The organism is Rhizobium sp. 01N447_2 (assembly GCF_056399245.1).
On the sequence record NZ_JBFTQY010000116.1, the window covers coordinates 1 to 26,347 of the forward strand.

Genomic DNA, 26,347 nt, shown 5'->3' on the forward strand with positions numbered 1-26,347 from the left:
CCCCACGGACACTTCGACCAGTTTCGAATTGTCGATGGCAACGCCGGAGATCTACCGATGCGGATGCGCGGTCTATCGCGGGTCATCTGTGGCAAAGCCGTCATGGAGCCGCTGACGCGGCGTGCGGCTGAACGAATGCCGGCCTTCACACCCGATGGCGAAGGCATGGTGACACGCGGTTCGGGAGAGGCTATAGGCGTTGTCGGCCTTCGCCGGCTCGCAGGCGCCATGGTCAATTCACACATGCCGGCAACCCGGTTACATCAGGCGACTCAGCGACTGTCGACCGTATAGAGGTGCATTTCCATGCCGATGGGCTCCGAGCATCCGCTGCGAAGGGAACTTCACAACGAGCTCCACGCGCGGCCGTCGCTTTACTTCGATGGCGACACGGATGTGTGGCACGTCGCCATCGTCGGTGAGAATGCCGCTCCTCAGATACCGAATTCCCTGCCGGGACTGGAGGACGTCTCCACGACCCGCGAGGGCAACCACGGCATCGGCCGCATCGGTGACGGCCGGCTGAAGTGGGAGGCGCATACCGAGTTCCTCACCCTGACCTTCGTCGTGCCGGCGTCGGCCGAACCCGGCAGCAATCCGCCTGAAGCCTTTCAGGCCTGCTGCCGCCAGATCGACGGGAAGGTCATCGCGGCTGTCCGGGTGCTGGTGCGCGACGAGAAGGACGGGCAGCGTCCAGAAAAACCAAAGCTCGACTATGTCGCCTCTCAGGTCGGCGGCGGCGATGCGGAAGTGCATTCGAACTTCCGCCTGACCGACAGCGGTTTCGTCGAATTCCTGTTCTTCAACCGCAACCTCAATGCCTATCGCACCGGCCGCATGGTCAGGCGTTTCCTGGAAATCGAGACATACCGAATGATGGCGTTGCTGGCGTTGCCGATGGCGCGCGAGACGGTGTCGAAGCTTTCTGTCTTCGACCGGCGCCTCGACCTGCTGATCGCGCATATGCAGAGTGCGGTCAAGGTCGACAAAGCCCTGCTTTCCGAGGTCACCAAGCTCTCGTCGGATGTGCTCAACTTCTCAGCTCTCGCTCGCCACCGCTTCGGCGCGACGAAAGCCTATGCCGAGATCGTCGCAAGCAGAACATCGGAGCTTCGCGAGGTGCGCGTCGAGCAGCGCCAGAGGATCGGCACCTTCATCGACCGGCGGTTTCAACCAGCCGTCCGCTCGGTCGAAGCCGCCGAACGCCGCCTCGACGAACTGGCCGAACGTGTGAGCCTGGCCGGAGACCTTCTCAGGACGACCGTGCAGGTTCAGCTCGAAGATCAGAACGCGTCGCTACTGACCTCGATGGAAGAGAGGGCGCGCATCCAGGTGCATATCCAGCAGGCGGTCGAAGGCTTCTCCGTCATCGCCATCACCTACTACACCGTCGGGCTGGCGAAGATCTGCCTGGAAAGCATTTCCGAACTGGGCGTCGACCCGCACATGGCGAAGCTCGCCGTTCTCGGCGCCATCCCGCTCGTGCTCTTCGCCGTCTGGACGGCAGTTCGTCACGTTCGCAAGAGCATTGCCGGCGCACCGCACAGTCCGGCATCCGGGAGCCATTGACGCCACACCAGACATGCGCTCGCCGCCGCCCTTTCGGGCGGCGGCGTTTGCTCGATCGACAGAATGTCAGGATGCCAACGCGTAGTGCCGATGCTCCGATGCCCGGCCGCTGCTCGTCCTGAAGCGCCGCAGCAGCTCTGCAAGGCTTTCGGTTTCATGCGTCAGGCTCTGGGCGGCGGCCGTGGTCTCTTCGACCATCGCGGCGTTCTGCTGCGTCACCTTATCCATCTGGTCGCCGGCGGCCGAGACCTCGCGCAGGCTCGTCGCCTGCTCGCGGGCAGCAACGGCGATCTCGGCCACGGTCGCATTCATGGCGGTCACCTGCTCGACGATCTGTTCGAGCGAGAGGCCGGATTCGCCCACCAGTTGGACGCCGGTCTTGACCTGCGCCGAGGAGGTGGAGATCAGTTGCTTGATCTCCCTTGCCGCGTTGGCGGAGCGCTGGGCGAGCTCGCGGACTTCCTGGGCGACGACCGCAAAGCCCTTGCCTGCTTCGCCGGCGCGCGCCGCTTCCACGCCGGCATTCAGCGCCAGCAGGTTGGTCTGGAAGGCGATCTCATCGATGACGCTGATGATGTTGCCGATCTTGGACGACGAATTTTGAATTTCCGTCATCGCATCGATGGCGCGGGCAACGATCTCGCCGCCCTTTTCRGCATTGGTGCGKGCGGTTGCCACGACGCCCTGGGCGCGGCTTGCGCCCTCAGCCGTTCCATTGACGCCGCGGGTCACCTCACCCAGCGCCGCGACGGTTTCTTCAAGCGAGGCGGCCTGCTGCTCGGTGCGGCGAGCGAGATCGTTGGACGCGGTGGAGATTTCCGCAAGGCCGGACCGGATGGTGGCGACCGCGCGAATGACGGAGTCGACCGCCTCTTCGAGGCTCGCGACCGAATTGTTGAAATGATCCCGGATCCTGACATAGCGATGGTCGACTTCGCCGACGCGGACGGTGAGATCGCCCTTCGACAGCGCGTCCAGCCCCACCGAAATCTGGCGGAAGGCATGTTCCATCACCTGCGCGTCGCTGAGCCGCTCGGCCTCCTGGCGCAGCCGCTCTTCTTCGGCCGCCAGACGGGCGCGTTCGGCATTGGCTTCCGCGATCAGCTTGGCGCGCCCCGTTTCCTGGAAAACCTTCAGCGAACGCGCCATGGCCCCCAGTTCGTGGCGGTGCTCGACGCCCGTTATCACGATTCTTTCCTCGCCACGGGCAAGCTGCTCCATGGACTGGGCCATGTTGCGCACCGCCGAGGAAATCAGCCGGCCGACGAAATAGGAAAGCACGAGGCCGATGACGATCAAGAGACCGCTGATGAGCAGCGTCGCGCTGGTCGCGGAGGCAACCGTTGCGTCGACCGAACCGTCGAGGTTCTTCTGCGCGCCGGTCACCGCCGCCTGCAGATCCCTGAACTCGCCTGATATCTTCGGCGCCAGCACATTCAGCTGCGTCTGGCGGATATTGCCGGAAGCCTGCAGCACCTCCTTCATGTCGCCGAGACGGGCGGTGTAATTCTGCATCAGCTGGCCGGCGCCCATCAGGCGCTTCTTCTGCAGCTCGTTCTTTGCTGCCTTGGCGGCGGCGTCGTTGAGCGCCACCGCTTCGGCGAGTGCTGCCTGCGCCGTGTCATAGGCGGCAAAATCGTTGGAATGCACGAAGCGTTCGGAGAAGTAGAGGCTGCGGTTCAGGGCCTCCAAAGTCGCCGCCGTCATCTGCAGCAGGGCCACGTCGTTCTGGCGCCAGGCGCTGCGCACGACGTCGTTGAGCGCGATGCTGGTCCAGGGGCCGAATTCGGTGACCTTGGAGATCAGCATGTCGCGCCGGGCCTGAAGGGAAACGATCTGTTCGAAAGCCTTGCCATAGGCGGTGATCTCCTGACGGATCGCCGCAAGGCCGGACTGCAGGTCCTTGTTGCCGGCAAAACGCGGGTCGTCCGCCTCGAAGGCCTTCACGCCGGCGCGAAAGCTGTCGACCACAGCCTGAGTCGGCGTCGAGCGGAAGGCTTCCGCCGACATCTGGATCTCGTTGAGTTGGTCGCTGTAGTCCGAGATGGCGAGACTTTGGCCGGCCGTGGCGCGATAAGACGCAAAGATCGAGGCGAGCCCGTTCATGCCGGAGATCGCGCTGACCGTGAGCAGGCTCATCAACAGGATCAGCGGCACGAAGCCAGAGGTGATCTGCGCGCGAATGCCGAATTTATTCCAGAAATGCAACATCATAGTCCTCTTATGCTCACTGGCTCTTCGGCAGATAGGTGGCAATGTTCTCAGGTGTGACGAGTTCGAAGGGAACGTTATTTTCGCGCGGCACCTTCTCTTTGCGGATCAACTTCATGGCGGCGTCGACAGCGGCAGCACCCTGTCCGACGGCGCTCTGGAGAATGGTCACGTCGAGATCGCCGGCTACCATCGCGGCGAGCGCGTCGTCGGTCGCGTCGACGCCGGCGACGACGACGTCCTTCATCGGCATGCCGGCCTTCTTCATGGCCCGGATCGCGCCGAGCGCCATCTCGTCATTATTGGCGATGACTGCATCGAACTTGACGCCGGCCGACAGCCATTCCTGCATCTGCTGGTCGGCATAATCGCTCGACCAATAGGCCGCCTGCCGCTCGACGATCTGAAGGCCCTTGCAATCCGGGGTGGCGATGACGTCTGATATATCCTGGGTGCGGGCACGGGCGGCGGCGTGGAAGGGTTCGCCCATCAGCACGACGACGCGGCCTTTGCCTTTAAGGAGCGCGCAGACCTGCTTGGTCTCCAGCGTTCCGGATTCCTTCTCGTTGGAGGCGACCACCACCTGATTGTCCGGCAGGTCCAGCAGGTTGGAAGGAACGTTGTTGATGTACACCAGCGGAATGCCGGCATCTGCCGCCATCTTGGTCATTTGCGGCCCGAGGTCGCCATCGGAGACGGCAAGAATGATCGCGTCGACCTTGTCGGCAATGAGCTTCTGCACCTGCTGCTTCTGGAGCTCCTTGTCGCCATTGGCATTTTCGGTGACGAGCTTGAGGCCGGATATCGTCTGCCCATGCGAGACGACGCCGTTCAGAAGCGCCGTTCTGAATTTGTCGAGACCGGACATCGAAACCCCGATCGTCTCGGCATGGGCAGCAGAGATCGATATCGCCAAGGCGATGGATGCAAGCGTGGCGGTTTTCATGAATTCCCCTGCACAATTCGGATATGAATGCGTTATTTCAAATTTTGGTTAAATTTTACTTTTCTTCCGTAAGCAAAAGTTAAGCGCGAGGATATGATCTTGCGGCGGCAGGGGCGCCTTCGTCGGTGGCGATCGACCGGACTTGAAACGCATCACACCAAACTTGATGCAATGCGCTCAAATCTTTGTTCTTATGAAGATTAACGTCCACCGAAGCCGGAGCTGACGGTGATACCCTTGTAGATCACCCTCTGCAGCACGATGGCCAGGACGACACCCGGCAGCATGGAGATCGTCGCACCGGCCATGATGTAGTTCCATGCGGTGCCCTGCTGTGTCTGGAACAGGGTGAGGCCGAGCGGCAGCGTGGCTTTTTCGACGCCACTGGTGGCGATCAGCGGCCAGAGGAAGCTCTTCCACTGTGCAATGAAGGTGAACAGCGACAAGAGGCCGATGGCCGGCATGGCAAGCGGAACGATGACCGTGACCAGGATGCGCAGGCGCGAAGCCCCGTCCATCATCGCCGCCTCGTCGAGATCCTTGGGGATGCCGAGGATGAACTGCCGCAGCAGAAAGGTGCCGAAGGAGCTGAAGGCGACCGGCAGAATCATGCCGTGATAGGTATTGATCCAACCGAACTTGCTGACGATGAGGAAGAGAGGAATGACCAGCATCACCTGCGGGATCATCAGCGTGCTGAGATAGGTAAGCAGCAGCCCCTCCCGGCCGGGAAATTTCAGCCGGGCGAAGGCGTAGGCGGAAAGGCAGGATACCGCAATCACGATCGCCGTCACGCCGCAGGCGACCACGAAGGAATTCAACAGGAAGGTTCCGAACGGCAGGGAAACCAGGGCTTCGACGAATGTTCCCCAATGATACTCCTCAGGGAAGATACGGACCGGCACGGCCATCACCTCGGCATTGGAGCGCACCGCGTTCGACACCATCCAGAAGAAGGGGAAGAGGAAAAGCAGCGCGATCAGCGAAAGCGCCGTGTAGCTGACGAAGGTGCCGACGCGCCGCAACATGCGGTGACGATGTTGAGACACGGAATGCGGATGCCGTGAGGTCGGATCAATCGTCATAATGCACCCATTTGCGCTGCATGTGGAATTGCAGGATGGTGAGCGCCATGATCATGACGAACATCACCCAGGCGAGAGCCGAGGCATAGCCCATCTGGAAGTTGGTGAAGCCCTTCTGATAGATGGCGAAACCGAGCGTGGCCGTCGCCGAGCCCGGGCCGCCGCGCGTCATCGCGAATATCTCGTCGAAGACCTGCAGCGAGGTGATCGCCGTCATCACGGTGCCAAAGAAGATGGTCGGCGAGATGAGCGGCAGGCGGATGCGCCAGAAGCGCTGCCAGGCATTGGCGCCGTCGATCGTCGCCGCCTCGAGATAGTGCTTCGGCACCAGGTCGAGAGCGGCGTTGAACATCACGACGTTATAACCGACATTCGCCCACAGGGTGACGAGCACGACCGCCTGCATGGCCCAGGTAGAGCTCAGCAGGAAATTCGGCAGGCCAAGCCCGAGCGCGCGGATGATGGTGTCGACCAACCCGTCCGGCGTGAAGATCAGCAGCCAGACCACCGACGCGGCTATGGTCGGCGTGAAGGTCGGCAGGAAGAAGATCACCCGGAAGATCGCCTTGCCGCGCTTCAGGCTCGATATCCAGACCGCGAGCGTCAGCGAGACGATAATATTCAGCGCCAGATACTCGACGGCGAAGAACAGCGTGTTGCGGAGTACGGTGTAGAAGGCCGGATCGACAGTGAAGAGCCTGATATAATTCTGGAAGCCGACGAAGGATGGCGTCGAGATCAGCTGCCAGTTGGTAAAGCTGAGCGCCAGCGACGCCAGGATAGGCAGGGCCATGAAGACCATGAAGCCGAGGAAGCTCGGCAGCAGGAACAGCATGGCTGTCTGCGTTTCCGGTTTCAGGAAGCGCCGTGGCTGACCGGGCTGCAAGGGAACTTCGGCAACAGCGCTTTGCGACATGTCTTCCTCCATGCGCGGCAGGTCCTGCCGCAGCGAGAGCTGGCGCATGACCCGAAAATCGGAATCGATTTTCCGAAAGGATCATGCGCAGATTTCAAAGCGACGGCGCGTCCTGTCGGACGCGCTGGCTTTATTGCTGCGCAAGGCTCTGGATGGACTCCATCGTCTGCTTGACATCGGCGCTGCCGGCAAAAGCCGGCGGGAAATACTGGTTGAAGAGGTTTTCCACCGCTGCCCAGTTGTTGGTGATCACGTAGGGCACGGAGTGCGCCAGAGAATAGTCGATGGCCTCGCCGCCATTGGTGATGTCCTTGGCCGCCACCTTGTACCAGGCCGATTGCGACGCCGTGCGTGCCGGCAAGGCACGGCCCTGCTCGGCGAGATAGGACAAGGCTTCCGAGCTGGTCAGCACCTGGATCGCCTTCCAGGCCGCGTCCTTGTTCTTGCTCGTCGTGGAAATCCCGAAACCGGAGCCTGCGGTGACGGCCGAAAGTTCGCCCTCATCGCGCGGCAGGGTGGTGAGGCCGATCTTGAATTTCGCCTGGTCCTTCATGCCGATGATCGACCAGGGGCCGTCGATATACATGGCGACATTGCCCGAATTGAACCGGCCCTGGACGACATCACCGGGATCCGCGCCACCCGAGGGGRCCAGCGGCGCGATCTTGTCCTTGGCGGCAAAGCCGATCAGCCTGTCGGCGGCGGCAACTGCGCTCGCACTGGTCAAGTCAAGCTCGCCGGCGTCGTTGACGTATCTATCGCCCCAGGCCGCGGCCAGGACCGAATAGTTCGTCGGGGTGATGCCGAAGCCATACTTGCCGTCCTTCGTCAGCTTCTTGGCGGCATCAGTGAACTCGGCAAGCGTCCAGCCCGGCTTCGGCAGCGGAACGCCAGCCGCTTCGAGCGCGTCCTGGTTATAATAGATGACCCATGGACCGACATCGTAGGGCAGGCCGTAAAGCTGCTTGTCGACCGACATGCCGCCGATGATCGAAGGAGTGAAGGCGCCGACGTCGAACTTGTCGGCCTCGATCCGGTCATTCAGAGGCTCGAGCAGCGAATAGAAGTTCGGCATGCGCAGCGACTGCATGGAAACGATGTCGGCAAGCTGGCCCGATGCTGCCAGTACCGGCAGCCGCGTCCAGTAGTCGACCCAGCCGGTCGTCGTCAGCGTCACCTTGATATCGGGATACTTGGCGGTCACCATCTCTGCCAGGTGCTGCCAGCTCTTGGTGTCGGTTTCGGAGCCGGTCCACATCTGCCAGGTCAGGTTGACCTGCTCGGCCGATGCGGCTGTGGCAAAAAGACTGCTGCCGATAGCGGCAAGCAAAAGCGTTTTCTTCAGAACCTTCATGGGTTTCTCCTCCCTCCATGAACGCAAAGGACACGCGAGTGCGATCGAGCTCACGCCTTCAGGACAATCTCGATCACCGGCACGGTAACGTCCGGGCGCCGGACCGGCAGTTCGAGCGTGATCATGCCTTCCGGCACCGTCACGCCGATATTGGAATCCACATCTGTGGCGTGGCTCAGCCAGCGCACCTCGCTGGCGTCGTGCAGGAATTGCGCATAGGCGATCCTGTCGGCGAGACCTTCGATGTGGATGTGGCGGTAAGGCCAGTTGTAAACATGCAGATAAAGGCGGTTGCCGCGCTGTGTATAACGGCAGCCGGCCGGTACCGGATAGCGGGACGGCCCGGCCCTATAGATGGAACGCCCGTTGACGGCCATCCAGTTCTGATAGACCTCGAGCGCACTGATGGCGCGCGCATCGAGCGTGCCCCGGCCGGTCGGGCCGACATTCATCAGCAGGTTGCCGCCGAGCGCGACGGAATCGATGAGCAGCTGGATGATCTGTTCCGGGCTTTTCCAGGTATCTTCGTCGCGGTGATAACCCCATGAGCCGCTGAAGGTGTGGCAGGTCTCCCAGAGCACCCCCTGGCTGGCGATGGCGGGGGCCACGCGCGGCGTATATTGCTCCGGCGTGGTTACGTCGGGCAGGTTGCCGGGCGGCAGATCGAGGCGGTTGTTGACGATGATTTCAGGCTGCAGCTCGCGCACCAGATCGACCAGGCGCTCGCTCTCCCAGTCGGCACGCCCCTTGCCGGGCAGGCCGCGATAGTCGCGCCCGGGGTAGCTGAAATCGAACCAGATGATGTCGATGCGGCCGAAGCCGGTCAGAAGCTCGCGCACCTGTTCGCGCATATAGGCAGCGTAGTTGGCGATGTTACGGCCGGCATTCAGCGCTTTGGCATCGGGATGGTTGCGCAGCGGGTGGTGAACGTCGATCGGGAAATCGGGATGGTGCCAGTCAAGCAGCGAATAGTAGAAGCCGATCTTCAGGCCCTCAGCGCGGAAGGCTTCGACCAGCGGCGTCAGCAGATCTTTGCCACAGGGCGTGTTCGTCGCCTTGTAATCCGTCACCTTGCTATCCCAGAGGCAGAAGCCCTCATGATGCTTGGTCGTCACCACGACATATTTCATGCCGGCAAGACGCGCCCGGCGGGCCCATTCCTTAGGGTCATAGAGATCGGGATCGAAATTGTCGAAATAGCGCTGGTAGTGGTCGTCAGTCAGCTCTTCTCGGTTCTTCAACCATTCGTGCCGGGCTCCTAAGGCATAGAGGCCCCAATGAATGAACATGCCCAGGCGATCCCGGCTGAACCAGGCGTGTTTCTCCGCCCCTCCCGATGCCGGATTTTCCGGCTGGCGTTCCGAACTCGTCACAGGTTTCTCCTCCCTGTTTTCCGGCTCAACATCATATCGAACCGGTTCGGTAAATGATCATCTCGCCTGATCCGATGTCTGTCAAGCCGAATTTCGCGATCCCAAAATCAGAAAGGCAAGCCCTGCATTACAGGTGATTTGAAGCATGAATGTTGCGCCGACCAATAAAATCGGACATAACAAGACATTAGAACCGGTTCGATAGTCATGACCACCATACGAGATGTCGCGCGCCTTGCGGGGGTTTCAATCTCGACCGTCTCGCTCGCGCTCAACAGCCCGAAGCGGGTCGGCGCCGAGACGCTTGACCGCATCCAGCAGGCAATAAAATCGACCGGTTACCGCATCGATCCGGTGGCCCAGACGCTGGCGCGCGGACGCAGCTCGCTGATCGGTTTCGTTTCGGCCAATCTCGGCAACATGTTCTTCGGCGACATCCGTCGAGAGATCGAGCACCAAGCTCTCGATCACGGCTATTTCGTCCTGATCGCCGACTCCTCCGGCAGGGCCGATCTCGAACGGGCGCTGCTGGAGCGGCTGGAGGCGCAGAAGATCGCCGGCATTGCGCTGGCGGCAAACGGGCGCGGCGAGGAGTACGCCACGTTCCTGCGCGACTTCAAAACCCCGATCGTGATGTTCGACCAGAAGGTGGAAGGCGCGGCGCGTGATTTTGTCGGTTCCGACAACCCGCTGACCACCACTATCCTGACGGAACATCTGCTGCAGCTCGGCCACAGGCGGATCGGCTTCATCTCCGGGCCGAGCGGCCTGCACACCGCCGACGAGCGTCTGAAGGGCTTCATGAACACGATGGCCGGCGCCGGTGTGGACATCGACCCTTCGCTGGTGGTCGAAGGCGGCTACACCAGGACCGGCGGCCATGCACAGGCGATGCGCCTCTTGACCCGTCGCGACCGGCCGACCGCAATCATCGGCGCCAATAACATGACGGGCCTCGCAGCACTGCAGGTGATGCAGGAGATGGGTTTCCGCTGCCCTGACGACGTGTCGCTGGCGATGGTCGACGACGTGCCCTGGAGCAATGTCATCACGCCTCGCATCACCATGGTGGTGCAGGATGCGCAGAAGCTCGGCGAGCTTGCGGCACAGCGTCTGCTGGCAAGAATAGCAAGCCCGGAGGGCGCCGCAGCACCGCCGCAGGATTTTATCCTGACGCCAAGGTTCGTGCGCGGAGAGTCGACCAGGCGGCTGTGAGTGCTTCTACCTGTCCTCACGCGTATGCCAAAGGCGCAATACATAGATCATCGACTGCTGGATTTCATAGCGCAGCTCGTAACGACCGACGAGAATACGGCGGACCTCTCGAGGATCGAACTCCTCGAGCCGCTCGCCGAGGCGCGGCTGCTCAAGCAGCCGTGCAGGCGCTGCCGTCAGTGCCCGCACTGTTCGGACCGCCGATTGCCTGTCGACCGGAGTGAGAAAGTCGTACAAGCGGGCGACGTCCGAGGCCGCTTTGCTCGTCCACTTGATCCCCATCACCGAGGCAAAGAAATCGGCTCGTCGCTATCAAGACTATCGGCCCAGGCTTGAACAGACTGGTGCTCGACAAGGTTACCGTCATCGACGTCGGCCAACGCCTCGAGCGTCAAACGCCGGCGCTCCTCCTCCTGGTCGATCCATGCCGTGAGAGCCTGCTTGACGATCCAACCACGCGAGCGTTCGAGCCGCGACGCGAGTTGATCAACCTTTTGCGCAAGCGGCAGCGGAACATGAGCAGTCAGAACCTTGGTCTCCATCTCAAACTCCTCGTCAATCATTTCTAATCATAGCGATTAATTTTGATTATATCCAGTCGCATGTACATCGTGAAGTAAAGTCGCGGCATTGCGGTAAGCTAACGCCGGATCGCGAGTTTGAGAGAAAGCGCAGTGCCGGATTTTCGTCGGACCGCAAAAACTGTCAAGGAACAAAGCGCAGGCGCCGCTCGTCCATTGAAAGACCGCCACATTTGTCATACATGTGTGATGAATCGTAAATTTCGAGTGCCGCGCGTTTGAACGGCATGCGGATCAGAGCCGAGGCGGGGGTCAGGCGTGGCTATGCAGATGAAGGATCGCAGCAAAGGCTCCGGGTCGCTGGTCACACAGGTCGGCGAAAGCCTCCGGCAAGCCATATTGAGCGGCCAATATTCCGCCGGCGACAAGCTTCCGAGTGAGCACGAGTTGACCGAAACACATGGTGTCAGCCGCACCGTCGTGCGCGAGGCCGTGGCAGCACTTCGCTCCGACGGTCTTGTCGAGGTGCGCCAGGGAGCAGGGATTTTCGTACTCGGTGCCGATCCGACGCTCTCCGCGCGGAAAGTCGACAAGGCCCGCGTCGCCTCCGATCTTGAGGTACTCGAGATCAGAACACCTGTCGAAATCGAGGCGGCGGGCCTTGCGGCCCTGCGCCGCTCGCCGGCACAGGAGGAAGCGATATTCGAATGTCATCGGAAAATCCTCCAGTGCATCGAGAGTGATCAATCCATTCGCGATGCGGATCTCGAGCTCCATGCCGCAATCGCGGAAGCCACGAACAATCCGCTGTTCAGGCAGTTCCTGGAGTCCCAGGGTTCGGCGATCATCCCGCAGTCGAGGCTCGTCCCGGAAACGAGGACGGCCGAACAGACCGCCTATCGAAAGCTGATCCACAGGGAGCACGAGGCAATCGTCGTCGCCATCTCGGACAGGGACGATCAAGCTGCCCGCAACGCTATGCGCGACCATCTGGTCGGCAGCCAGGCGAGGTACCGCAATCTGCTGAGGGATCTGCGAAGCTTCACGAACTGACATCTGATCGCAAGAGCTCACACCTTCTAGCCGATCATCAGATGACGATGACGGCCGCTGACAAGTCGTCTCAAAATTTTCACGTTGAAGCGGTTAGCAYGAGGGCTGAACGCTGCCGATGCGCTCGGACAAGGATATGTCTGCGATACATGTCTGTGGAAAGGACGGCGTATCCGGCTTAGGAAATGCGGGCGCTGTCATTGATGCATGGACGGGATTGGACGGGCTGCCTGCCCGTCCGCGACTGAAAGCTAGTTGAAAGCTTCGACGTCATAAGAAGGGGCAGCATCGTGGAGGAGACACGGTCAAGGTGGCGAGACGACGATGCTAGCAAACCACAGGAGGAGATTTCCATGCGTTCTTCACGCAGCCTTTTTCATACCGTCGCTTTTTCGACGCTTCTCGCCGCAGCATCTTTCGCTACCAGCGCCGCACATGCGGCCGATAAGATCACCATCATGGTCGGCGGTTATGAGAAGCAGATCTATCTGCCCGCCAAGCTTGCTGAATCGCTCGGATACTTCAAGGATGAGGGTCTCGACGTCGAACTGCTGAATGAAGCTGCCGGCGTCGACGCCGAAAACCAGCTTCTGGCGGGCGCCGTCCAGGGTGTCGTCGGCTTCTACGACCATTGTGTGGATCTGCAGGCCAAAGGCAAATTCGTCGAATCCATCGTCCAGTTCAGCCAGGCGCCGGGCGAGGTCGAGATGGTCTCGAGCAAGTATCCTGACATCAAATCGCCGGCCGACTTCAAGGGAAAGAGCCTCGGCGTCACCGGTCTCGGCTCGTCCACCAACTTCCTGACCCTCTTCATGGCGTCGAAGGCCGGCCTGAAGCCCGGTGATGTCGTCACGGTTCCAGTCGGCGCCGGCGGCACCTTCATCGCTGCCATGCAACAGGATCAAATCCAGGCCGGCATGACCACCGAGCCGACGATCTCGCGCATGATCAAGACCGGCGAGGCGAGCGTGCTTGTCGACATGCGCACGGTCGAGTCGACCCGTCAGGCGCTCGGCGGCACCTATCCGGCCGCCTCGCTCTACATGGAAGCGTCCTGGGTCCCGGAAGACGGTCCGAAGACCGTGCTTGCCGTGCTCTCGGAGTTCTCCAAGAACGTCAAGGGCAAACAGATCGACCTTTCCAAGACCTACACGACGGAATTCGTCAAGAACGTCAAGTAAGGCGTCGCGTCGCTTCCGGTCCCAACCGGAAGCGACCTCCCATCGATCCATGGGCATTGCGTGCACGCGCCCAAAGCACGCCTCAGGTATCATCATGCAACATGACAAGAACCAGATTCCTGCGATCGAGCTGATCAATGTCAGCCGCCGCTTCGTCTCGCCGACCGGCAAGTCCCTTACGGCCCTGCGTGATTTCAACATGACGGTCGCCCGCGGAGAGTTCGTCGCCGTTGTCGGCCCCACCGGATGCGGTAAATCGACGACGCTCAATCTTGTGACGGGTCTCGCACGCCCCAGCGCCGGTGAAGTCCGGCTGATGGGCGGCCCGATCACCGGCATTGACCCGCGTGTCGGCTTCGCATTCCAGACCGACGCGCTCTTTCCCTGGAAGAACGTCATCGACAACGTCATGGCCGGTCCGCTGTTTCGAGGCAAGTCGCGCGCCGAGGCAGAAAAGAGCGCACGCGACTGGCTCGCCCGTGTCGGCCTTTCGAAGTTTCTCCATCATTATCCCCACCAGCTTTCTGGCGGCATGCGCAAGCGTGTTTCGCTAGCGCAGACCTTCATCAACGAGCCGGAAATCCTGCTGATGGACGAGCCGTTTTCGGCTCTCGACGTGCAGACCCGCACCGTCATGCACGAAGAGCTGTTGAAGTTGTKGGCGGAGCGCAAGGCCTCGGTTGTGTTCGTGACCCACGACCTCGAAGAGGCTGTCGCGCTCGCCGACAAGGTCTATGTCTTGACCGCCGGCCCCGCGACGGTCAAATCGGTCTACACGATCGATCTCCCCCGCCCGCGCGTCGTGTCGGAAATCCGCTACGAGCAGAACTTCATCGACTACTGCAAGACGATCTGGGAGGACCTCCGCGAAGAGGTCGAGACCAGCTACCGTCGCGCGAGCGAAGCGGCCTGAGGGAGGATATCATGGCACACACCACTCTTGAGGCCGGTTCGGCCACCATGTTTCGGCCAGGCACGTCAGACACGGAAATCGAGGCGTCGGCGCTGAAGGCGATGCGCCGGCGCAAGACGCTGGTGCGCTTCTGGCAGATCGCCATCCTGGTCTTCGTGATCGGCATGTGGGAGCTCTCCTCCAACATGCAGTGGATCGATCCGTTCTTCTATTCGAGCCCAAGCGGCGTCGTTCAGCGCCTCTACGAATGGGCAACAGAAGGCACCACCGAAGGTTCCCTCTGGTATAACCTATGGGTGACGATGGAGGAGGCCTTGATCGGCTTCTTTGCGGGTTCGATCACCGGCGTCTTCGTCGGCATCGGTCTTGGCCGCAACCGCTTCCTGTCGGACATTTTCTCCGTCTATATCAAGGCGATCAATTCGATACCGCGTGTCGTTCTCGCCCCCATCTTCATCATGATCATGGGTCTTGGCCTGCCCTCCAAGGTCGCTCTTGCCTTCATCATGGTGTTCTTCGTGGTGTTTGCAAACGCCTTCCAGGGCGTGCGTGAGGCCGACCGTAATATGATCGCCAACGCCCGCATCCTCGGCGCCTCGGACTGGCAGGTCACCCGCACCGTGGTCATCCCGTCGGCGATGAGCTGGATCTTCGCCAGTCTGCACGTGTCCTTCGGTTTCGCGATCATCGGCGCAATCGTCGGCGAATTCGTCGGCGCCCGGTTCGGGATTGGTCAGCTCATCTCGATCGCCAAGGGTACGTTCGATGCGGCCGGCATGTTCGCGGCAATCCTCCTCGTCATGGTCGTCACGCTTTTTGCCGAATACATCATGACATTGATCGAGAACCGCCTGGCGAAATGGCGTCCGCAGCAACACCTCGATACCCAGTGATCCAATCGACCTCCTCCTACTGCATAATTCCTTAAATCGGAATCGATTTCAGGATAAAATTATGCAGCTGTAAGGCAGATCGAACAGAAGGCCGGGCGCCATGCCCGGCTTTCTTCATTTGATGCGCCTCAAGTTTAAGCGAGCGGCAGCCGCACAGTCACGATGAGGCCGCCGCCTTCCGCATCACCCAGCAAGACTGAACCTCCGGCGCCTTCGACAACCTCGCGAACGATCGCAAGTCCCAGGCCGCTCCCCTCGCTTTCAGTCCCCATGATCCGGTAGAAGCGTTCGAAAACCTGTTCGCGCTCGCCGCTCGGAATACCCGGCCCGTTGTCCTCGACGGTCACGATGGCGTTGCCGTCTGCCTGCCCGACGGCGACGGTCACCCGTCCATTCGGGCGGGTATAGCGGATCGCGTTGTCTATGAGGTTGACCAACATCTCGCGCAACATCGTCGCGTCGCCGTCGACAATGACCGGGCGGACGGCTTCCAAGCCGACGTCGATGTTGCGCTTAAGCGCCTCTTCGGCAAGCGCTTCCAGGATCTCGCGGGCGGCCTTCGTAAGGTCGGCCGCATCGTTGCGCGGGCGCCGGCTTCCGGGCTCGGCCCGCGACAAGGTAAGAAGCTGGCTGGCAAGACGCGAAATCTGCTTCGTGCTGGTGCGAAGGGCGACAAGCGCCTCGTCGCGACGGGCCGCATCGGCTTCGCGGGCCGCCACGCTCGCCTGCGTCGAAATCAGCGCGAGCGGCGTTCTGAGTTGATGCGCAGCATTGGATACGAACCGTCGCTGCGCGGCCATCTGGTTCTGGACGCGCTCCATGTGGTCGTTCAGGGCGTGAACGAGCGGCTGSAGCTCGCTCTGCACCATCTCTGGCGGCAGCGGATCGAGACGGTTGCGCCCGCGCAGGCGCAGAGCGTCCCGGAGTCTCAGCGCAGGCGCCAGGCCCCGTTGGAGCCCAAGGATGGTCACCAGGCTGGCGACGAAGACGAGCACGAACTGCTTCGAAAAGTCTGAGAGCCACAACTGCCTTCGCATCGCATACTGGCTGTTATGCGTAACGGCGACGGTGACGGAGATCGCACCGTCATCGGGAAGGCCGACGACAGGATGGTCGAGCATCATGACCCGCACATCGGCACCATGGAACGCGCGATCCTCCCCTGCCCGCTGGACGGCCGACAACGGCAAGTCGGGAAAGCCGCTGACCAGACTGCCCCACGCGGTGATCACCTGGTAAAATACCCGGTCGCCGAAGCCTGTATCAAACATCTCCAGCGCGGAAGGCGGCACGTCCACCTGAACATTGCCGCCCTCGTCGACGCGGACGGCCTCGGCAATGACGCGGGCCGAGGCCAGAAGTGTTCGATCCGTCACCAGCTTTGCCGTCGCATCCGCCGTCCAGAAGCTGTCGTAAAGATTGAAGCCGATCGCGCCGAACAGGGTCAGCAGCACCCAGCAGAGCAATTGTACCCTCAAACTGTGGCTGAGCCGCGCGATCGCCGCGCCCACCTTTTTGACGAGACTACTGGACATGTCTGAGGAGATAGCCGAGCCCGCGCAACGTGGCAATTTGAACCGAACTGCTCTCGAGTTTCTTTCGCAGCCTGTGGACGTAGATTTCGATGGCGCTCGGATCCGCCTCGTCGTCGAAACCGAAGACGCTTTCAGAAAGCGTGGCTTTCGAAACCGTGATGCCATGCTTCATGACGAGCTGCTCGAGAACGGCATATTCGCGCGGCGTCAATTGCAGCGGCTCGCCTGCGACGAAAAACTGCCGCGTTCCACCGGAGAAACGCAGGTTGCCGACGGTGATTTCCGACGATGCCCGGTCCTGGCCGCGGCGGACCACCGCGCGGATCCTGGCTTCGAGTTCGGCGATTTCGAAGGGCTTRGCGAGATAGTCGTCGGCACCGCTGTCGAGCCCCGCTACACGACCGTCCAGGCTGGCATTGGCGGTCAAGATGATGACCGGCAGCTTGCTCCCGGACTGCCGCAATCGCTTCAAAAGCGTCAATCCGTCAAGTTTGGGCAGTGCAAGATCAAGGATCATAGCCGAATACTCAGCCACCTTGAGCAAATGCTCGGCGTCCTCGCCGTCGTGAGCAATGTCGATAGCATACTGCGCCTGTCGCAGGGCTTTGCCCAGCCAAGCCGCCAGATCCTTGTTGTCCTCCACCACAAGCAGTCGCATCCGACCTCCTTAGCATGTGCGGACGGTCTGGCGGAAGCGTGACCCGATTTCATCCGCCGACGCCTGGCATCCATGGCGCGAATTGTCCGTTATTTGTCCGGCGCGCGCATTTTCCTCTGTCTTCAAATCGCCGAGTATGACTTCATGATCAACTTGGATGGAGCAAAAAATGTCCGGCCATGATATAGTCCTTCTCGTTATCGACGCTCAGGAGTCCTTCCGACACCGCGATTACTGGGATGAAAACCTCGCCTCCGCCTATATCGATCGTCAGCAGGCTCTGATCGACGGTGCGGAAGCCGATGGAATACCCATCATCCAGATCTTCCATGTCGATGAAAACGGGCCGTTTTCGGAAGCATCCGGGTTCGTCACCACACTCGCCCCGCTCAGGATCGCCCCCAAGGCGACATTCAGGAAGAGGCGCCATAGCGCCCTGGTCGGTTCCGGTCTCGACGTGTGGCTGACCGAGAATGGCGTCCGTCGTATCCTCGTCTCCGGCATCCGCACCGAACAGTGCTGCGAGACTACCACCCGCCATGCCTCCGATCTCGGCTATCAAGTCGACTATGTCGGCGAAGCGACGCTGACCTTCCCGATGACCGACGCCACAGGACGCACCTGGAGCGCGAGGGAAATCCGGGACCGGACCGAGCTGGTCCTGTCGGACCGTTTCGCTCGGATAACAACCGTCGAACAGGCCCTGGCGGGGCGTGGAAAGTCACTCGCCGCATGACGGACGCCGCGCAGCCCTTCGATATTCCAGTCTTCGTCGTCGTGCCGCCGCGCGTGCTGCTGCTTGACGTCGCCGGCCCGATCGAAGTGCTGCGCAAGGCGAACCTCGAACAGCGCACGGTGCGCTTTTCCGTCACCTATATCGGTCCATCCGTGACGGTCGGCAGCTCGATCGGTCTTGCCGTTACAGGCGTTGCCGCATTGCCGGAGCGCCTGCCCGATACCGCACTTGTCATCATTGCCGGCAGCGCCGATGCCCCGATGAAAAACAGCCGCCCGGGGAACGAACAGGAGCGCGCAGACCAGGCTGCCATCGTCGCATGGCTAAAGCACACCATTCGCCCGGGAGTTCGTCTGGTCTCGATCTGCTCGGGCGCATTGCTCGCTGCCGAGGCAGGCATGCTCGATGGCCGCGATTGCACCACCCATCATGGCTGCATAGAGGATCTGGCCAGGCTCGCTCCCACCGCGCGTGTCCGGGACAACCGGCTCTATGTCGAGGATGGAGATCGCCTCACGAGTGCCGGCATCACCGCCGGCATAGACCTCATGCTGCATATCGTTGCCGAAGCGGCGGGGCACGCGTGTGCGCTTKCGGTGGCGCGATATCTTGTCGTCTATCTCAGGCGCGGCGGCTCGGATCCGCAGCTTTCGCCCTGGCTCGAAGGTCGCAACCATATCCACCCGGTCATTCACCGCGCACAGGATGCCGTGGCCGCCAACCCGTCTGAGGACTGGTCGGTGGCGTCGCTCGCCCGCCTCAGCGGCGCCAGCCCGCGCAACCTTTCACGGCTGTTCAACGAGCAGACGGGCATGAGCGTGACGGATTTCGTCAACCGCATGCGCGTGGCTCTTGCCCGCGAGATGCTCGCCGGTTCACGGCTGGACATGGAGGCTGTCGCGATGCGCGCCGGCTTCGGCTCGGCGCGGCAGCTCCGCCGCGCCTGGAACCGTCTGAATGACGGCCCGCCGAGTGCGGCGCGGTCGAGGCTACCTACAGGCTCATAGCGCGAGAGGAAGGGCGGATGGCTTGAGGCCGGCTTCCTGTACCTCGGTTCCCCAGATTTCGATCTGTGTCAGTGCCGGATAGGGCGAGGCGTCTTCGGCCTTGATCAGACCGTGCAGTTCCACCCATTCGACGATGCAGGGTTCTATGGCAAAGCCCTGCGCGGCACCCGATTTTGCCAGCGGAAAACAGGAGGTCTTGCCGTTCGAGAAGGWGACGCTGGCCTGCTCCCACCAGGAATCATGCGGAAAGTCGGCCCGGAGATAGAAAACGATCTCGTCGATCCTGACCGGCCTGCCGAATTCCACCGTCAGTGCTGCTTGCGGATCGCGATTGATGCCCCAGCTCGTATAGGGCCAGAAGCCGTGATCATCGTTGGCCTTTTCGCCGTCGATCGCGTTGCGCGCGGCAAAAACCGCTTCGCCGCGGGTCTCGACATTGGCGCGCGCATGCGGAAACAGAGCCCGATTGGCGTGATCGTCCCAGGGGTTGAGGGCGAGATTGCGCCGATGGACAATCTCGTCAGAGCGCGTGCTACGCGCTGAGAGCCGATGGATATCGCCCCTGAAGGCATTCGGCGAATAGGGCTTGCGTTTGTCGCCGAAGGGCACGGCGAGCGAATAGGCGCATTCCTTCATATAGACCAGGCCGGGTTGGATCGCGCCATCGAGGGCGAGGAAGACATGTCCGGGCTCGGAGACCTCCACAACCACGCGATCGCCTTCGCGATAACTCTGGCGATAGACCAAGAACGTCTCGTCCCGACCGATGGAACTCGCCAACACTGCCCCATCGGCATCCACGATCTTCAGCGTCAATTCCATGCTCGCCCTCCCCAGAGCATGATGCCGAAAAGTGTGAGCGATTTTCGGACGACATCATGCTCTAACTCTTTAATTTAGAACAGGATTCAGATTTCAGGCCGACCCGGCCCAAATCATCCTGTTCTAGACGATCCGCAATCTCAGGAGCCTGCCGGCAAACGGCACGCGCAGCCGGTAGATCTGTTCGGGCCAGGCCGATCTCAGCCGGGCGTCGTCCACGCCGATTTCGTCGATTTCGATCTCGCCGGCGCCCTCGACGAAAATGCTGCCGAGGTCGGCCAGATCGATCCTGTCCGGGCTGACGGTCGGCGCCAGGCATGTCATCAGCGACAGGACCGCCGGCTTGCTCCCGTCATAGGTGTCGACGATCTCGACATGGCGGCCGCGCAGCAGGGAAACGACGCGGCGGTAGCTGTGCAACTGCGCTTCGGGGGAATAGGCGCCTGATATATCGAGCGATATGCGAGCCTGCTCCTCGTCAAACGCGACCTCGACATCGCGGGCGCCAAAGACTTCGCCGGCCGACTGCATGACGCCTGCGAATGTCGGCAGGTTGTGGAAAGCCGACTGCATCGTCCATATCTCGTAGCGCCGCGCCGAAAAGGTCTTTGCGGTATAGGTCTCGACGCCGACGTCGATCAGGAGCGGACGTCCGTTCTTGTAAAGCGTGACACTTCCGACATCGTTGTGATTGTGGCCCTCGCCGTTGTTGCCGCCCTTGACGGCAAGTGAAAACTGCTCGTCGCGGGCGATGAACAGGCCGATGCCGGGATAGAAGATATCGCGCCGGGATGCAGGATGCGGCGGGGCGGCAGCGGGAGGCGTCGGGCCGGCCAGCAGTTCCTGCACGCGATACCAGAGGTTCCATTCCCCCGGCAGATGCGGATTGTCGGACGCGGCCCTGTCGGCTGCCGCGAACTCAGCCAGCATCTCAGAGCCGACCGCCTGTCCGAACAGGTATTCGCGCGCGCTACAGGGTTCGACCACAGCGGAGGAATCCGCGAAATTGAAATAGTGGCGGCCGGCCACATGCATATGGGCAATATATTCGGCCATGTTGCGGATCTTCGGCTGCTGCCAGACCCCGGAGAACGGGCCTGGCGCCACGGCATCCAGGATGGTCAACGCACCATGCAGGCAGAGTGCGGCGTGGCGGTAGTAGAGCACACCCTCTTCGCAGGCCCCGTCCTCGGCATAATCCTTCAGGAAGGCGTCGAGACTGCCGAGCGCCTTCTTGGCGACGGCGTGACGCGTGGGCTGATCTGTTTTCAGGGAGAAGACCGTCAACAGGACGTTCTGGCTTATCCATGCCGTCCAGTTGTTCATCCGCTCCTCACCGCGGCCCATCCACCAGAAATGCCGGCCGAGATAGGGCGAGAGGATGCGGATCTCGATCTCGCGCTCTACGCGTGCCGTAATCTCCGGGCTGATGCCGTCGAGCTCGTCGCGAAGCAATGCGACGATGGTGGCAAGCAGCGCGGCCGTTTCGGCGGCGAAGAGATCGACGACAGGCTGCGAATTGTCGGGAAGCGGCAGGCGCGCACCGCTTCGTTCATAGGCGTTATGCGCCGGAAGCTGCCAGCCGCTCTCCTCCGCGATCAGGAAGATGCCATCGACGATCTTCGGCAGGAACCGCGCCCCGCCTTCGATGAGTTCGCCGAGCACCAGATTGTTGAGCATCCGCCGCCGCGTGAAATACAGCTCCTCGAAGCGCGCGCGGTTGCCCGTTGCGGTGAACTCCCGGTAATCCGAGGCCGCAATCAGCGGCCAGGCGCGCGCAAGCGTCTCTTCGGCCTCCTGAATGACCAGCTCCCGTACCGCTTGCGGCACAGCGCTCCATCTGGCGCGATCGGAGCAGACCGCCCCGGGCGTGAAATCGCCCAGCACATCCGGCAGTTCCCCTGAAATCTCGCTGAACATGTCCCTCCCCGTACCGGAAAAGCATCGATGGGCGTTTGGTCTGCATGCTCACCTATCATATGTATTTTGCGCTTTCCATAAAATTCGTATGACCTGTTCAGAACTTGTTTGACCAATACCGGATATGTGCTATGTCGTTGCGGGAGGAAGAGGAGGCATCGGTGTCCCTATCGAATTCGGTCATCACGACGGATGGCGCTCTGGCAACCTCCGGCCGGAAGGTCGCGGTCCTGTCGAAGCGCCAGCGCAGGATCCGCAACGCGCTCGTCGCCTATTCCTTCATCGCGCCGAATTTCATCGGCTTTGCCGTCTTCACGCTCGGCCCGATCCTGTTCGCCTTCGTGCTCGCCTTCATGCATTGGGACGGCTCGAATGCGATCACATTCGCCGGGCTGGATAATTTCTGGCGACTTTTCGAGGACAAGGCCTTTATCGCGGCGTTCTGGAACACGGTGATCTATACGGTCGCCTCCGTGCCGGCGACGCTTATCTGCGCGCTCGGCCTCGCCGTTCTCCTCAACCAGAAGATTGCGGGGCGCGACTTCTTCCGCACGGCGATGTTCTTCCCCTATGTCGCCTCGCTGGTGGCCGTCGCAGTCGTCTGGAACATGATCTTCAATCCCGAGATGGGACCGGTGAACATGATCCTCTACACGCTCGGCCTTGATCCCAAGAACATGCCGGGATGGGCGGCCGATCGCCACTGGGCGATGGTGACAGTGATCCTCTTCGGCATCTGGAAGAACATGGGCTATTACATGGTCATCTATCTGGCCGGCCTGCAGGGCATCAATTCGGAGCTCTATGAAGCTGCCGATCTCGACGGCGCCAATTCCTGGCAGAAGTTTATCCATGTCACCGTGCCGCAGCTCGGGCCGACGACCTTCTTCGTGACCGTCATGCTGACGATCCAGTCCTTCAAGGTGTTCGACCAGATCTACATGATCACCCAGGGCGGGCCCGGCACTTCGACGCTCGTCCTCGTCTACCACATCTACAACGAGGCCTTCATTTCCTGGGATCTCGGCTATTCCAGCATGGTTGCGCTGGTTCTGTTCTTCCTCGTTCTCGCGGTCACCGTCTTCCAGTTCCGCCGCCAGAGGGAGGACGGCGAATGAGGATTGCAGGACGCAAGGTAACCGTCAGATCGGTCGCGATCTACGCCATCGTCATCGCCGTCACGCTCATCATGCTGATGCCCTTTGCCTKGATGCTTTCGGCATCGCTGAAGCTCAGCCGCGACGTCTTCGCTTTTCCGATCGAGTGGATACCGTCCGAGCCGCAATGGCATAACTACGTCGATATCTGGACGAAAATCCCGCTTTCGCTCTTCATCTACAACACGTCGAAGCTGACGATCATCGTCACGCTGCTGCAGCTTTTGACTTCCAGCTTTGCGGCTTACGCCTTCGCCAAGCTGAATTTCCCCTACAAGAACACCTTGTTCCTCGGCTACATCGCCACCATCGCCATGCCCTGGCAGGTCTATATGGTGCCGCAATTCCTGCTGATGCGCGAATTCGGCCTCAACAACACCCATCTGGCGCTGATCTGCCTGCAGGCCTTCACCGCCTTCGGTGTCTTCCTGATGCGACAATTCTACATGTCGATCCCGACCGAGCTCTGCGAGGCAGCCCGCATCGACGGCATGAACGAGTACCAGATCTGGGCGCGCATCATGCTGCCGCTGTCCAAGCCCGCGCTCTCGACGCTGACGATCTTCACCTTCGTCACCACCTGGAACGATTTTCTCGGGCCGATGATCTACCTGACCAAGACCGAGCTGAAGACCGTCCAGATCGGCCTGCGCATGTTCATCTCGCAATATTCGGCCGAATACGGGCTGATCATGGCAGCCTCCGTCGTCGCCCTCATTCCGGTTCTCGTCGTCTTCCTCTCTCTCCAGCGTTTCTTCGTCGAGGGCATCGCCTCGACGGGACTGAAGGGTTAAATCCATGAACGCCGTCTCGTCCGTCGCCCCGCAGCCGATAACCGACCAGGAGGTCAAAGCCGCTCTCGATCTTGCCGTCGAGCAGATCAGGCGTAACCTTCCCGTCTTCACCCATGCCTCGCAGAACCATTCGAGTGTCGGAAATTTCTATCCTGCGGTGGCGAACGACCAATGGACCGCAGGTTTCTGGCCCGGTGAGCTATGGCTCGCTTTCGAGCATAGCGGCGAGGCGGTTTTCCGGCATGCCGCGCAGGTCCAGGTCCAGTCGTTTCTGCATCGGATCGTGAACCGCATCGAGACGGACCATCACGACATGGGCTTTCTCTATTCGCCCTCCTGCATTGCCGCCTGGAAGCTCGTCGGAGACGAGGATGGCCGCAAGGCCGCCATCCTGGCCGCCGACCAGCTGATCGAGCGTTTCCAACCCATCGGCCAGTTCATTCAGGCCTGGGGCCGCAAGGGGGTGGCGGAAGAATACCGCTACATCATCGACTGCCTGCTGAACCTGCCGCTTCTCTACTGGGCGAGCCGCGAAACCGGCGATCCGAAATACCGCGAGATCGCGCTCATTCACGCCCGCACCACGCTTGCCAACTCGGTTCGGCCGGACGATTCCACCTATCACACCTTCTATATGGACCCGGTCACCGGAGCGCCGGTGCGCGGCGCCACCAAACAGGGCTACAAAGACGATAGCGCCTGGGCGCGCGGACAGGCCTGGGCAATCGCTGGCATGGCGCTCTCCTATCGCTATGAGCGGATCGAGGAATATCGCCAAACCTTCGACCGGCTGCTCGCCTTCTATCTCAACCGGCTGCCGGCCGACATGGTGCCCTATTGGGATCTCGTCTTTTCGGACGGCGATGGCGAGCCGCGCGACAGCTCGTCGGCGTCGATCGCCGCCTGCGGCCTTCTGGAGATGGCCGATCTCGTCGAGYCGGAACCGGCCGCACGTTATCGCACGCTGGCACGCCGCATGATGAAGAGCCTTGCGGATCATTATGCGGTCAAGGATCCCACCGTCTCCAACGGCCTGGTGCTGCACGCCACCTATTCGAAGAAATCGCCGTTCAACACCTGCCGCGGTGAGGGTGTCGATGAATGCGTCTCCTGGGGAGATTATTATTACATGGAAGCTTTGACGCGTCTTTCGCGCAGCTGGTCTTCCTATTGGTGAATTCAGGAGAACCCGATGGCCAGCATTTCGCTTAAAGAGCTGAACAAGAGCTACGGTGCGCTCACCGTTGTCCACGACATCGACCTCGAGATCGCAGACAAGGAATTCATCATTCTGGTCGGCCCGTCGGGCTGCGGCAAATCGACGACGCTGCGGATGATCGCCGGCCTCGAGGAAATATCGGGAGGAGAGCTCAAGATCGGCGGCGACATCATGAACGACGTCCCTTCCAAGGATCGGGATATCGCCATGGTTTTCCAGAATTACGCGCTCTATCCGCATATGACCGTCTACAAGAACATGGCGTTCGGCCTGCAGCTCAGGAAGGTATCGCGCGACTTCATCGATGCCCAGGTGCAGGACGCCGCCAAGATCCTCGACATCTCTCATCTCCTGAACCGCAAGCCGAAGGCGCTTTCGGGCGGGCAGCGCCAGCGCGTCGCGCTCGGTCGCGCCATGGTGCGCAATCCGGCGGTCTTCCTTCTCGACGAGCCGCTTTCCAATCTCGACGCCAAGCTGCGCGGCACGATGCGCTCGGAAATCACCAAGCTGCACAAGCGCCTCAACGCCACCTTCATATACGTCACTCACGATCAGGTGGAGGCCATGACCATGGCGGACCGGATCGTCGTCATGAAGGACGGGCATATCCAGCAGGTGGATACGCCGCAGAACCTCTATGACCGCCCCGTCAACATGTTCGTCGCCGGTTTCATCGGCGCGCCGCAGATGAACATGCTGCCCTCGACCATTCTGCGCCGGGGCGATGGCTACGTCGCCGTCTTCGACGGCCGGGAACTGCCGCTGCCTGCCCATTTCGACAAGAGCAGGATCGCGCCCTACCAGGGCCGCGAACTGGTGCTCGGCATCCGTCCGGAAAATTTCCACGAACTGCCGCCGGCTGATATCGCACCGGAGAACCTGGCGCCCCTCAAGGCGATTGTCGAACTTGCCGAACCGATGGGCTCGGAAGTGCACCTGAACATGGTGGCAGGCGGTCGCAATCTCATCGCCCGCGTCTCGCCACGCTACCGGCCCGATATCGGCGAAGAGGCGACGCTGGTTGCCGATATGACCAATGCGCAGCTGTTCGACACGGAAACGGAACGCTCGATTCTATACTGAGGCGCCTGCGGGAGACGGCTATGCAGTGGTTGCGGGACATGTGGACGAGGGAGGGGCCGGGCATTCCGAAGGATGCTCCGAAGAGGACCGGCCTTGCTTTGTTCGCCGAGATCCTCGTCCGCGAGTGGTGGGAGATGGTCAAGCTGAACTTCCTCTTCATCCTGGCCGGCCTCTTCGTCGTGACGC

24 protein-coding genes and 1 pseudogene are annotated in these 26,347 nt (G+C 61.2%); 13 read left to right on the forward strand and 12 right to left on the reverse strand.

Annotated elements, in window-relative coordinates; all coding sequences use genetic code 11:
* Both AC1ECN_RS36665 and AC1ECN_RS36670 read left to right on the forward strand, forming a co-directional pair.
* Positions 1 to 294 (forward strand): annotated as a pseudogene (locus AC1ECN_RS36665) (hypothetical protein); the annotation flags it as partial.
* 12 nt (positions 295 to 306) lie between these two features.
* Positions 307 to 1,569 carry a DUF3422 domain-containing protein gene (locus AC1ECN_RS36670; RefSeq protein ID WP_024319658.1) on the forward strand — a complete coding sequence of 421 codons (1,263 nt, stop codon included), beginning with the start codon at positions 307 to 309 and terminating at the stop codon, positions 1,567 to 1,569.
* A 66-nt stretch (positions 1,570 to 1,635) separates the two neighbouring features.
* Here AC1ECN_RS36670 and AC1ECN_RS36675 read toward each other — a convergent pair whose 3' ends face one another.
* The 6 genes from AC1ECN_RS36675 to AC1ECN_RS36700 form a co-directional block, all read right to left on the reverse strand.
* Entirely contained in the window at positions 1,636 to 3,780 is a 2,145-nt protein-coding gene (locus AC1ECN_RS36675) for a methyl-accepting chemotaxis protein (RefSeq protein ID WP_024319657.1), read from the reverse strand.
* Positions 3,781 to 3,796: 16 nt separating this feature from the next.
* Complete coding sequence (locus tag AC1ECN_RS36680; protein WP_018072989.1) at positions 3,797 to 4,726, reverse strand: substrate-binding domain-containing protein; 930 nt, start codon at positions 4,724 to 4,726, stop codon at positions 3,797 to 3,799.
* Between the two features lie 200 nt (positions 4,727 to 4,926).
* On the reverse strand, positions 4,927 to 5,811 hold the full coding sequence (locus AC1ECN_RS36685) for a carbohydrate ABC transporter permease (protein WP_024319655.1): 885 nt from the start codon (positions 5,809 to 5,811) through the stop codon (positions 4,927 to 4,929).
* A complete protein-coding gene (locus AC1ECN_RS36690; protein ID WP_024319654.1) occupies positions 5,801 to 6,775 on the reverse strand; it encodes a carbohydrate ABC transporter permease in 975 nt (324 codons plus the stop codon). Before AC1ECN_RS36690 ends, AC1ECN_RS36685 begins: the two co-directional genes overlap by 11 nt.
* 82 nt (positions 6,776 to 6,857) lie before the next feature.
* Positions 6,858 to 8,081, reverse strand: coding sequence for an ABC transporter substrate-binding protein (locus tag AC1ECN_RS36695; protein ID WP_477955803.1), 1,224 nt, complete (start codon positions 8,079 to 8,081; stop codon positions 6,858 to 6,860).
* A gap of 50 nt (positions 8,082 to 8,131) precedes the next feature.
* Positions 8,132 to 9,454: an alpha-L-fucosidase gene (locus tag AC1ECN_RS36700; protein WP_018072985.1), complete on the reverse strand. Its 1,323-nt coding sequence runs from the start codon at positions 9,452 to 9,454 to the stop codon at positions 8,132 to 8,134.
* Positions 9,455 to 9,661: 207 nt separating this feature from the next.
* Between AC1ECN_RS36700 and AC1ECN_RS36705 the strand changes: the two genes are divergently transcribed.
* Entirely contained in the window at positions 9,662 to 10,669 is a 1,008-nt protein-coding gene (locus AC1ECN_RS36705) for a LacI family DNA-binding transcriptional regulator (RefSeq protein WP_024319652.1), read from the forward strand.
* A gap of 6 nt (positions 10,670 to 10,675) precedes the next feature.
* Here AC1ECN_RS36705 and AC1ECN_RS36710 read toward each other — a convergent pair whose 3' ends face one another.
* Together AC1ECN_RS36710 and AC1ECN_RS36715 are read right to left on the reverse strand one after the other, a co-directional pair.
* A complete protein-coding gene (locus tag AC1ECN_RS36710) occupies positions 10,676 to 10,951 on the reverse strand; it encodes a type II toxin-antitoxin system RelE/ParE family toxin (protein ID WP_130676266.1) in 276 nt (91 codons plus the stop codon).
* Positions 10,951 to 11,211: a CopG family ribbon-helix-helix protein gene (locus tag AC1ECN_RS36715; protein WP_027688292.1), complete on the reverse strand. Its 261-nt coding sequence runs from the start codon at positions 11,209 to 11,211 to the stop codon at positions 10,951 to 10,953. The genes AC1ECN_RS36710 and AC1ECN_RS36715 overlap by 1 nt, the downstream gene beginning before the upstream one ends.
* A 303-nt stretch (positions 11,212 to 11,514) precedes the next feature.
* Between AC1ECN_RS36715 and AC1ECN_RS36720 the strand changes: the two genes are divergently transcribed.
* The 4 genes from AC1ECN_RS36720 (at position 11,515) to AC1ECN_RS36735 (ending at position 15,230) form a co-directional block, all read left to right on the forward strand.
* Complete coding sequence (locus AC1ECN_RS36720) at positions 11,515 to 12,243, forward strand: FadR/GntR family transcriptional regulator (protein WP_024319649.1); 729 nt, start codon at positions 11,515 to 11,517, stop codon at positions 12,241 to 12,243.
* Positions 12,244 to 12,596: 353 nt separating this feature from the next.
* Complete coding sequence (locus AC1ECN_RS36725) at positions 12,597 to 13,424, forward strand: ABC transporter substrate-binding protein (RefSeq protein ID WP_477955806.1); 828 nt, start codon at positions 12,597 to 12,599, stop codon at positions 13,422 to 13,424.
* Between the two features lie 94 nt (positions 13,425 to 13,518).
* Positions 13,519 to 14,337 (forward strand): ABC transporter ATP-binding protein, encoded by an 819-nt coding sequence (locus AC1ECN_RS36730; RefSeq protein WP_477955808.1) that lies wholly within the window; start codon positions 13,519 to 13,521, stop codon positions 14,335 to 14,337.
* Positions 14,338 to 14,348: 11 nt separating this feature from the next.
* Positions 14,349 to 15,230, forward strand: a complete 882-nt coding sequence (locus AC1ECN_RS36735) for an ABC transporter permease (protein ID WP_003549874.1) — start codon at positions 14,349 to 14,351, stop codon at positions 15,228 to 15,230.
* Between the two features lie 134 nt (positions 15,231 to 15,364).
* On the opposite strand, the gene AC1ECN_RS36740 is transcribed toward AC1ECN_RS36735, so the two are convergent.
* Positions 15,365 to 16,765, reverse strand: a complete 1,401-nt coding sequence (locus tag AC1ECN_RS36740; protein WP_024319647.1) for a sensor histidine kinase — start codon at positions 16,763 to 16,765, stop codon at positions 15,365 to 15,367.
* Positions 16,755 to 17,423: a response regulator gene (locus AC1ECN_RS36745; protein ID WP_018482404.1), complete on the reverse strand. Its 669-nt coding sequence runs from the start codon at positions 17,421 to 17,423 to the stop codon at positions 16,755 to 16,757. The genes AC1ECN_RS36740 and AC1ECN_RS36745 overlap by 11 nt, the downstream gene beginning before the upstream one ends.
* 157 nt (positions 17,424 to 17,580) lie before the next feature.
* Here AC1ECN_RS36745 and AC1ECN_RS36750 point away from each other — a divergent pair, with 157 nt between their 5' ends.
* Both AC1ECN_RS36750 and AC1ECN_RS36755 read left to right on the forward strand, forming a co-directional pair.
* Positions 17,581 to 18,159, forward strand: a complete 579-nt coding sequence (locus AC1ECN_RS36750) for an isochorismatase family protein (RefSeq protein WP_171481063.1) — start codon at positions 17,581 to 17,583, stop codon at positions 18,157 to 18,159.
* Positions 18,156 to 19,166, forward strand: coding sequence for a GlxA family transcriptional regulator (locus AC1ECN_RS36755; protein ID WP_477955812.1), 1,011 nt, complete (start codon positions 18,156 to 18,158; stop codon positions 19,164 to 19,166). The genes AC1ECN_RS36750 and AC1ECN_RS36755 overlap by 4 nt, the downstream gene beginning before the upstream one ends.
* Here the strand turns inward: AC1ECN_RS36755 and AC1ECN_RS36760 are convergent.
* Entirely contained in the window at positions 19,161 to 19,988 is an 828-nt protein-coding gene (locus AC1ECN_RS36760; RefSeq protein ID WP_477955813.1) for a carbohydrate-binding protein, read from the reverse strand. The two genes, AC1ECN_RS36755 and AC1ECN_RS36760, sit on opposite strands and share 6 nt — an antisense overlap.
* Before the next feature lie 123 nt (positions 19,989 to 20,111).
* The gene (locus AC1ECN_RS36765; RefSeq protein WP_130687430.1) at positions 20,112 to 21,908 is read right to left on the reverse strand and encodes a heparinase II/III domain-containing protein; all 1,797 of its coding nucleotides are present in this window, start codon (positions 21,906 to 21,908) and stop codon (positions 20,112 to 20,114) included.
* 131 nt (positions 21,909 to 22,039) lie between these two features.
* Between AC1ECN_RS36765 and AC1ECN_RS36770 the strand changes: the two genes are divergently transcribed.
* Genes AC1ECN_RS36770 through AC1ECN_RS36785 form a run of 4 tightly spaced genes read left to right on the forward strand, consistent with a single transcriptional unit; the run spans position 22,040 to position 26,161 of the window.
* Positions 22,040 to 23,026, forward strand: a complete 987-nt coding sequence (locus tag AC1ECN_RS36770) for a carbohydrate ABC transporter permease (RefSeq protein WP_024319643.1) — start codon at positions 22,040 to 22,042, stop codon at positions 23,024 to 23,026.
* The gene (locus tag AC1ECN_RS36775; RefSeq protein WP_477955815.1) at positions 23,023 to 23,859 is read left to right on the forward strand and encodes a carbohydrate ABC transporter permease; all 837 of its coding nucleotides are present in this window, start codon (positions 23,023 to 23,025) and stop codon (positions 23,857 to 23,859) included. The genes AC1ECN_RS36770 and AC1ECN_RS36775 overlap by 4 nt, the downstream gene beginning before the upstream one ends.
* A 4-nt stretch (positions 23,860 to 23,863) precedes the next feature.
* Positions 23,864 to 25,036, forward strand: coding sequence for a glycoside hydrolase family 88 protein (locus AC1ECN_RS36780; protein ID WP_477955817.1), 1,173 nt, complete (start codon positions 23,864 to 23,866; stop codon positions 25,034 to 25,036).
* A 15-nt stretch (positions 25,037 to 25,051) separates the two neighbouring features.
* A complete protein-coding gene (locus AC1ECN_RS36785) occupies positions 25,052 to 26,161 on the forward strand; it encodes an ABC transporter ATP-binding protein (protein ID WP_130680463.1) in 1,110 nt (369 codons plus the stop codon).
* The last annotated feature ends 186 nt before the right edge of the window (positions 26,162 to 26,347 follow it).